Source organism: Streptomyces tailanensis (genome assembly GCF_008386495.1).
GTDB lineage: Bacteria > Actinomycetota > Actinomycetes > Streptomycetales > Streptomycetaceae > Streptomyces > Streptomyces tailanensis.
Genome location: NZ_VTHJ01000146.1, coordinates 1 through 3919 on the forward strand (window position 1 = coordinate 1; position 3919 = coordinate 3919).

Genomic DNA, 3919 nt, shown 5'->3' on the forward strand with positions numbered 1-3919 from the left:
AGGACTTGCAGCGCCCGTCCGGCGCGAGCCCCCGCTGCCGCGAGAACTCCACGAACGTCCCCGGAGTGACCATCACGGCCACGCCGCCCGCGACCGCCATGGAGGACTCGCCCTGGCGCAGGGACTGGCAGGCCAGATGGAGCGAGACCAGCGACGACGAGCACGCCGTGTCCACCGTCACCGCCGGCCCCTCGAACCCGTACACGTACGAGATCCGGCCCGACGCCACACTCCCCGTGGTGCCCGTCAGGACGTGGCCCCCGAGTTCCGCCGCCTCGTGGGCGCGGGCGCTGTACTCGTGGTGCATCAGCCCGGTGAAGACCCCGGTGGGGGTACCTTTGAGGTCGGCCGGGTCGATCCCGGCCCGTTCGAACAGCTCCCACGACGTCTCCAGCAGCAGCCGCTGCTGCGGATCCATCGCCAACGCCTCACGCGGCGCGATCCCGAAGAACTCCGCGTCGAACTCCCCGGCGCCGCCGAGGAACGAGCCGTGCTTGGTGTACGACTTGCCGGGCGCTCCGGGGACGGGGTCGTACAGCTCCGACAGGTCCCAGCCGCGGTCCGCGGGGAACTCGGAGATGGTCTCGCCCTCGTCCCGCACCAGCTTCCATAGCTCCTCGGGCGAGTCGGCGCCGGGGAACCGGCAGGCCGCCGCCACGACGGCGACGGGCTCGCCCGCCGCATCCTCCAGTTCCTGGATGCGGAGCTTCGCCTGCTGCGTGTCGAGGATGGCCTGCTTGAGGTAGTCGCGCAGCTTCTGCTCGTTGGACATGCCCTTCAGACCCTCCGGTTGGCGTTGACGAGTTCGAACAGCTCGCTGTCGGACGCGGAGTCGAGATCCAGCTCCGCGAGGCCGCTCTCCGCCGAGGGCGAAGCGGTCCGGGCCTCCCAGCGGGCGAGGAGGGACTTGAGCCTGCTGACGATGTGCCGTTCCTTCTCCGCCTCCGGTCCTGCACCGGAGAGGTACGCCTCCAGGCGGTCGACCGCGGCGGACGGCTCGCCCTCCTGGGCGGCGGGAGCGGGCGCCGCCAGCTCCAGCAGCCGGCCGGCCAGCGCCCGCGGGGTCGGGTAGTCGAACACGAGGGTCGAGGGGAGCCTCGTGCCGGTGCCCGCCGAGAGACGGTTACGCAGTTCCACCGCCATCAGGGAGTCGAAGCCGATTTCCTGGAAGGGGCGGTCGAGGTCGATGCCGCCGGTGCCGGAGTGGCCAAGGACGGTGGAGACCTCACCCCGCACCATGTCCTCCGCCACTTCTGTGCGCTTGTCCTGGCCGAGCCCGGCCAGCCGCTCCGGGAACGGCACTTGGGACGTCGCCGTGGCGGCCGCACCGGGGGTACGCCGCGCGGGCCCCGCGGTCAGCTCGCGCAGGAGCGGGATGTCGCGGTCCTTGGGCCGCGAGGGGTCCAGGACGGCGGCCACCGGCGTCGCAGCGCCCGAGGCGAGCGCTGCGTCGAACAGGGCGACGCCCTGCTCGGTGCTCAGCGGCACCAGCCCGCCGCGCTCCAGCCGGGCCACGTCGGCGGCGCTCATCCGGGCAGTCATCGCGCTGGCGCGCTGCCACAGCCCCCAGGCGATGGAGGTGGCGGGAAGGCCCTGCCCGGCGCGGTGCCCGGCCAGCGCGTCGAGGAAGGCGTTGGCGGCGGCGTAGTTGGCCTGGCCCGCGTTGCCGAACACCCCGGCGACCGAGGAGAACAGCACGAAGGACGCGAGCGGCAGGTCCCTGGTCGCCTCGTGCAGGTTCCATGCCGCGTCCGCCTTCGGCCGCAGCACCTCGGCCAGGCGTTCCGGGGTGAGTGCGGTGGCCAGCCCGTCGTCGAGCACGCCGGCCGTGTGCACGACCGCCGTGAGGGGGTGCGCTTCCGGGATGCGGGCCAGCAGTTTCCCGACGGCCTTGCGGTCGGCCAGGTCGCAGGCGGCGATCTCCACCGAGGCGCCCAGCGCGGACAGTTCCTCCCGGAGCTCGTCGGCGCCCGGGGCCTCCGGTCCCCGCCGGCTGACAAGCAGCAGCCGGGACGCGCCGTGCTCCGTCACCATGTGCCGGGCGAACAGCGCCCCCAGCGTTCCCGTTCCGCCGGTGACGAGGACAGTTCCGTCTGCGGCGCCGGTGATGGACCCGGGCCGCGCCTGCCTCTCCGGGGCCTTGCGGGAGCTGGAGCGGACGAGCCGGGGGGCGTGCGCCGTGCCCAGGCGCATCGCCAACTGCGGCTCCCCGGCGTCCAGTACGGACGTGAGGGGAACCGCCTCCGGGGCATCGGTGTCCAGCAGCACGATCCTGTCCGGGTTCTCCGTCTGCACCGAGCGCAGCAGCCCCCAGACCGCGGCGGCCCCGGGGCCGTCCACGCCGGGGCCCGCGGCGCCCTGCGTGAGCACCACGAGGCGCACCTCGCTCAGCCGTTCCTCGGCCAGCCACTCCTGGGCCAGGGACAGCGCCCGGCGCGCGCCCTCGTGGGCCGCCGCGACAGGGTCCTGCCCGGCGGGTGCCAGACCGGCCACCGCCGCCTCGAACCGGGCCCCGGCCTCGACGGACGCCGCGAGCGCCGCGACGTCCGAGAACCGCTCCCCGCCCGCGGCGAGGTGGTCGGGGCCGACCACGGCCCACGCGCCCGGCCTGGCCGGGGGCAGCGACAGCGGCGTCCAGTCCAGCCCGTACAGCGACGTCCGGCTCACGTCGGCGGCGTCGGCGAGCTGACCGGCCTGGATCTCGCGCAGCGTCAGCGAGCCGACCGTGGCGACGGCGCGGCCCGTGCTGTCGCTGAGTTCGAGACGCGTCTCGTTCCGGCCGAGCGGCGTCAGCCGAACGCGCAGCCCGGTGGCGCCCGGGGCGTGGACGCGTACGTCCTTCCACTCGAAGGGGACGAGCGTCCCGCCGGCCAAGGCGCCTTCATCGCCCTCGTTTTCGGCGTCCAGGCTGTGCAGCAGGGCTGCGTGCAGTGCCGCGTCCATGAGCGCCGGGTGGAGGCCGTAGCGGCCGGCGTCGGCGGCGGCGCCGTCGTCGAGGGCCACCTCGGCGTGGAGTTCGCCGCCCGCGCGCCAGGCCGCGGTCAGGCCCTGGAAGGCGGGGCCGTAGCCGTATCCGCGCTCGGCCAGCCGGTCGTAGAGATCCGCGACGGGCACCGGCTCTCCCGTCCCGGGCGGTGCGGGCGCGGCGGCGTCGGCGGGCTCTGCCGCGCCGGTCAGGACGCCCTGGGCGTGGATGGTCCAGTCGGCTTCCTCGTCAGGCAGCGCCGGGCGTCCGCTGACGACCAGCTCGCGCCGTCCGTCCGCCTGCTCCTCGCCCACGGTGACCTGGATGTCGACGTCTGCGTCCTCGGAGAGCGTGAGAGGGGCGGTGACGGTGAACTCCTCCAGTACCGGGCTGGCGAGTTCGCCGCCCGCGCGGAGGGCGATCTCGATCAGCGCGGTCGCGGGCAGCAGCACGGTGCCCAGCACGGCGTGGTCGGCGAGCCAGGGGTGGTTCCGCAGGGAGAGACGTCCGGTCAGCACCGCCTCGTCGCGTCCCGCGACCCGCACCACCGCGCCCAGCAGCGGATGGCGGGCGCTGCGCAGCCCGGCCCCGCTGACGTCCTCCGTGTCCGTACGGGTCTCCAGCCAGTACCGCTCGCTCTGGAAGGCGTACGTCGGCAGCTCGGTCCTGCGGGCTCCGGTGCTCTCGAAGAACCGCTGCCAGTGGACGGGCACGCCCGCGTCGTACAGCCGCGACAGGGACGTCAGCACCTGGCCGAAGCCGCCGTGGTCCCGGCGCAGGGTGCCCACGGCGAGACCGGAGGCATCGGCCGCTTCCAGCGCGCCGTTGAGGGAGGGCGTCAGCACCTCGTGCGGGCTGACCTCCAGGAAGGAGCGGTACCCGCTCTCGATGAGGGCGTCGATGACGGGGGCGAAGCGGACGGTCTGCCGGAGGTTGGTGTACCAGTAGCCGGCG

At 74.3% G+C, this 3919-nt stretch carries 2 protein-coding genes; both read right to left on the reverse strand.

Going from position 1 to position 3919, the window contains the following annotated elements; all coding sequences use genetic code 11:
- Nucleotides 1-781: beta-ketoacyl synthase N-terminal-like domain-containing protein (locus tag F3T56_RS45460; RefSeq protein ID WP_425473755.1), on the reverse strand; the 781-nt coding region annotated here is incomplete at its 3' end.
- Nucleotides 778-3919 (reverse strand): type I polyketide synthase (locus F3T56_RS45465; RefSeq protein ID WP_149831317.1); only part of this gene is annotated, 3142 nt, incomplete at its 5' end. The genes F3T56_RS45465 and F3T56_RS45460, both read right to left, overlap by 4 nt.